Below are 4,723 nucleotides of genomic sequence, written 5' to 3' on the forward strand. Positions count from 1 at the left end.
TTCGCAAGACGTTCCTTCACCGACCCGGCCAATCAAAGCCCAGAAACAAGCAGCCTAAGCCCCACAAATACATGACACAAAAGCCATGTTAAGCTGTCAATCGCTTAAGTCCGGTAGATTGCCTTGGCCAGGCATGATGCATTTGGCGCCTCGCCGGAGGCATGCCCGCCAAGGGGCAAGGTGGCCGATTCATGTTTACGCGGCACGCCACCGTCCAGATAGGGCTAGGATCTGTAAAGGCGCCTAAAAAGTTACACAAAATCAGGTTATAGAAAAGTTGCGATTGCCTTTATGTGTAACCTCACCGCGGCCGGTTCAAGAGTTAACTTTAAGTCAATTCAACGGTCTTGTAAGTCAAGCCGGGAAGGTGGCCACTGGCGCGCGGCGTGCAGCAGACGCAGCACGCGCACCAAGTCGCAAGCAGTGTCGTAGACGAGGATGTAATTCTGGTGCGCTACCAGTTCACGAGTGCCGGCAACGCGGCCAGGCTTGCCCAGCCCAGGATGATCGACCAAGCGCCCCGCCTTTTCTGCAAACAGCTCATCAAGGGCGAGCGCGGCGGCCGGGTTGCCGGCCTCGATGTATTCATAGATGTCGTCGCGGTCTTGAATCGCGACTGGTGTCCAAAACAACTTCATTATTCAGCGGCTTCCAGCCGGCGACGTGTGGCGGCGCGCTTGGCTGCGAACTTGGCTTCCACCTCAGCCGCCGGGACCAAGTTACCAGCATTCGCCGAGTTGAGGCCGATCTGCACCTGGCGGCGGAACCAAGCGTCTTGTTCTGCCGCTTCCTCCTGCTGCCGAACGAAGTCACGCATGAAGTCGCGCAGCAACTGGGCGCCAGTACGATCGCGGCCCTTGGCGGCTGTCGTAAATTGGTCTTTCAGGCTTTCATCGACTCGGAAGGTAAAGGTTGCTTCGCTCATGACCCTACTCCTATGTGTTACATCGTAATGACATAGTAGCACACACGGGTTAACATGCTGCGACGCTTGACATTGCATCGGTTAGCCAGCCCCGAAATGCAAACAGGGCCGCGCAACAGGGTGAAGTGTTCCACGGGAGTGCAAGTCGTTCTAGTAGAAGGGGGTCTAAGCCGGAACCCCGGATTTTTCCGGCCAAAGCGAAATCCTGCCAATTGTTGGCTTGGTGGGAGCGAAGCTACCACCAGATGACATTTGGTAGCTTGGTGGTCCACGCAACGGCTATTGTGTCGCAGCTTGCAGCTTGCTGCGGGCTAGCAGTTGCGCCCTCATTCATTCCAGTGAAAGGCGGGCGGCTAAAAAATCCACCAAGGCGCGCACGCTCGCCGACTGCATGCGACTGACCATTACGGCGTGCACTGCCATAGGTTTGAACGCCCAATCAGGCAGCACGCGGACCAAGCGCTCGGCGTCGACGGCTTCGCGTGCCAATTTGTGTGACAGGGCTGCGATTCCCAAGCCTCGCTCCACTAGCAGCCTGATCAATCCGGGGTTATTGATGCCGAAGTGGCCGCGTACCTGAACCTCCATGGCGTGCCCATCGCGCTGCAGGAGCCAATTGCTGGCTTGCTGCGCGCTGCCAGCGGTGATGCAGGCATGCTCCACCAGATCGGCGGGTTGTTGGGGACGGCCGTGCAGCGCCAAGTAGCCAGGGGCCGCGAACAGGAACTGCTCGATTGCCCCAAGGCGCCGCACCACTAGTAGATCGCCTACAACCTCTCCCAAGCGGATGGCAAGGTCCACATGCTCGGTGACCAGATCGCTGAAGCGGGGTGACAAGTCCAGATCCAGACTGATGCCGGGATACTGGCGGGCAAAGTCAGGCAGCAAGGGGCCGATATGCGTCAGACCTAGGTCCACCGGCATCGACACGCGCACATGACCAACCGGGCGATTGACTGTCTCGAACAGAGCCTCTTGCGCCAATCGTGCCTCGTCCACCAAGTGGGCGCAGCGCTCGAAGTAGCGACGCCCGGCGTCACTGAGCGCGACGTAGCGTGTGCTGCGGTCCAGCAGGCGCACACCGAAATGGCGCTCCATCGCGGCAATACGCCGCGACAGCGTTGCGCCGGGCACGCCCAGCTTGATGCTGGCGCGGCTAAAACTGCCGGTGCGCGCCACCTCAACGAACAAGGCCATATCGTGTAGAGCGGAGAGATTTTCCATGTATTCATTATTCCATATATGGATAAATATTATCCAATAGCTTCGATTGCATCCAATTTCGAAGAAGATTAAGATTCATTTCATTCCGTCAACGGGTTCAACTGTTCAACACCCCGACAACCCATTAGAAAGAGTAAAAAATGAAAGCTATACGAATCCACGCCTACGGCGATGCCAGTCAAATGCAACTGGAAGAAGTGCCCGTCCCCTCCTGCGGCCCCAACGATGTACTGGTGCGCGTGATCGCGGCCGGCATCAATCCAATTGACTGGAAAATTCGAAGTGGGAACGTGGCACACATGATCCCAAAATTACTCCCTTTTACCTCGGGTTCAGATGCGGCCGGCGTCGTAACTGCAGTCGGTGGCGCGGTTACGGCTTTTTCTCCCGGTGACGAAGTGTTTTTCTATGCGGAATTCGCCCGTGGTGGCACCTATGCCGACTACGTGGCGGTCGATGCCGCGCAAGTTGCGCTTAAGCCTCGTACTGTGTCGTTCACTACGGCGGCGGCTCTGCCCATACCGGGCCTAGCGGCTTGGACAGCTTTGATCGAAACGGCTCAGCTGGCGCGCGGTATGCGTGTGTTGATCCACGGTGGCGCCGGTGCGCTGGGCAGCGTTGCAGTGCAACTGGCCAAAGCGCAAGGAGCGCACGTCACCTCCACGGTGGGGACCGCCGATGTGGCGTTGGTGCAGAGCCTTGGTGCGGACGAGGTGATTGACTATCGCACGCAGAAATTCGAGCAAATCGCCCGCAACATGGATGTGGTACTCGATACGCTTGGGGGCGCCACGCAAGAGGCATCCTGGGCTACGTTGCGCGCCGGCGGCTTGCTGGTAGCAACGACCCAACCGCCCTCGCAAGAACGGGCCGCTGCCGCTGATGCACGAGGCGCGTTTGTCTTTTCGTCTCCGCGTGGCGAGGTGCTGACTCAATTGGCGGCGTTGGTGGACAGCGGAAAGTTGCGGGTGCTGGTCGGTCAAGAGTTTGCGCTGGCCGATGCGGCACAAGCACATCGCCTGGGCGAAAGTGGAAAGACCCGTGGGAAGATGATTCTTCGCGTCTGCGCTTAAACCCGATCCGCCTTTGATTTGAAAAAATACTTGCAAGCCAATGCGTAGCCATCCAGCAACGGCGTCACACGTTCGAAAACTTTCTACCACCACCCCGGAAAACATCATGACCGCCAAAAAATCTGTTTTATCCATCGGCCTGCAGCCACAACTTATCGACTTCGCCGATCCGGCCTACGCAGCCTTCCCCGGCATGACGGCCGAGAAGGTGCAAGGCGGACTGGACAAGGACATCGCCGCACTGAACGCCTTGGGTTACGACGCAAAATTGTGCCTCACTGACTTTGGCGAAACGGCAGAGGCAGTGATTCGCACCACGCTGGAACAAAACAGCTATGACTGCGTCGTGATCGGTGCAGGCATGCGCGCTATTGACAAAAACTTTCTTCTGTTCGAGAAGGTGCTCAACGTTGTCCATGAATATGCCCCACGGGCACGGATTTGCTTTAATACAAGTCCATTTGACACAGCCGAAGCGGTGCAACGCTGGTGCCATATTGCCTGACTGCTGTTGGCGGCTGCTGCCTGAGCAGATCGGTCACGCTGCAGTCGAAAATCACGCCTTGATCAACTTTTCACCGTCCGGGCGTAGTTCTCCCTTTGGTGACACGTGGCGGTACAAAGTCTGCCGCGTAACGCCAAGTTCTTCACAAAGCGCGCCAACACTCGTTTCCGGCTTTCCCATTGCCGCCATCGCCAGGCGCAGCTTGGCAGGTGTCATCTTGAACGGCCGCCCACCGCTACGGCCTCTCGCTCGCGCGGACGCTAGTCCGGCGACTGTGCGCTCAGAAATGAGTTCGCGCTCAAACTCGGCCAGCGCGGCAAAAATGCCAAAGACCAGTTTGCCCGCCGCACTAGTCGTATCGATCGCAGCGCCGTGCCCGGTCAGCACCTTCAGCCCCACACCGCGCGCGGTCAGATCATGCACCGTATTGATCAAATGCCGCAAATCCCGGCCCAGCCTGTCTAATTTCCATACCGCGAGCGTATCGCCTTCCCGGAGCGCCTTGAGACAAGCTGCCAAACCAGGCCGATCTTCCCGTTTGCCAGATGCCTGATCTTCATATAGATGCTTCGGATCAACACCGGCTCCCTCCAGCGCATCTCGCTGCAGGTGTGTCGTTTGCGACCCGTCGGTCTTCGATACCCGCATGTACCCAATTAGCATGATCTTATTGTCACTTATACGGTCGATTGTGTGACAGTCTTTGCTGCCACTTGCCAATCATCAAAAAATGTCACTTAACCCGTTATTTAATGTAAGACACGTAAACGGCGCGCCTCGCTCATAATGTAACAGAATTCGGCTGCTTGCTTTGCGGTGCCAGCAAACCAACCTGGACTTTGACCGAAACGCTAACGCTGGTCAGCTAGCCCCCTGTGTCAAACTGTTGTGAGACAACTTCATAACTCTAATTAAGGAAGTTGGTACCCACATGGAATCGAATATGACACCAGCAGCAGGACGCATCCAAGACGATATCGATGGTTTTTCTGACGG

The 4,723-nt window shown here is 57.1% G+C and carries 6 protein-coding genes; 2 read left to right on the forward strand and 4 right to left on the reverse strand.

The window, feature by feature from the left end:
* Positions 1-338: 338 nt before the first annotated feature.
* The 3 genes from F1735_RS32520 to F1735_RS32530 all read right to left on the reverse strand — a co-directional run bounded on the left by F1735_RS32520 (position 339) and on the right by F1735_RS32530 (position 2,149).
* Positions 339-638 carry a type II toxin-antitoxin system RelE/ParE family toxin gene (locus F1735_RS32520; protein ID WP_167241021.1) on the reverse strand — a complete coding sequence of 100 codons (300 nt, stop codon included), beginning with the start codon at positions 636-638 and terminating at the stop codon, positions 339-341.
* Positions 638-925, reverse strand: coding sequence for a CopG family ribbon-helix-helix protein (locus F1735_RS32525; protein WP_167241023.1), 288 nt, complete (start codon positions 923-925; stop codon positions 638-640). Before F1735_RS32525 ends, F1735_RS32520 begins: the two co-directional genes overlap by 1 nt.
* 330 nt (positions 926-1,255) lie before the next feature.
* Entirely contained in the window at positions 1,256-2,149 is an 894-nt protein-coding gene (locus tag F1735_RS32530) for a LysR family transcriptional regulator (RefSeq protein ID WP_167241025.1), read from the reverse strand.
* 140 nt (positions 2,150-2,289) lie between these two features.
* On the opposite strand from F1735_RS32530, the gene F1735_RS32535 reads away from it, so the two are divergent.
* Both F1735_RS32535 and F1735_RS32540 read left to right on the forward strand, forming a co-directional pair.
* Positions 2,290-3,222, forward strand: a complete 933-nt coding sequence (locus tag F1735_RS32535; protein ID WP_167241026.1) for an NADP-dependent oxidoreductase — start codon at positions 2,290-2,292, stop codon at positions 3,220-3,222.
* Positions 3,223-3,328: 106 nt separating this feature from the next.
* Complete coding sequence (locus F1735_RS32540; protein WP_167241028.1) at positions 3,329-3,727, forward strand: hypothetical protein; 399 nt, start codon at positions 3,329-3,331, stop codon at positions 3,725-3,727.
* Positions 3,728-3,778: 51 nt separating this feature from the next.
* On the opposite strand, the gene F1735_RS32545 is transcribed toward F1735_RS32540, so the two are convergent.
* A complete protein-coding gene (locus F1735_RS32545) occupies positions 3,779-4,390 on the reverse strand; it encodes a recombinase family protein (RefSeq protein ID WP_167241030.1) in 612 nt (203 codons plus the stop codon).
* Positions 4,391-4,723 lie beyond the last annotated feature (333 nt).

Origin of the sequence: Massilia genomosp. 1, assembly GCF_011682185.1 — a bacterium.
GTDB classification, from domain to species: domain Bacteria; phylum Pseudomonadota; class Gammaproteobacteria; order Burkholderiales; family Burkholderiaceae_D; genus Telluria_A; species Telluria_A rubra.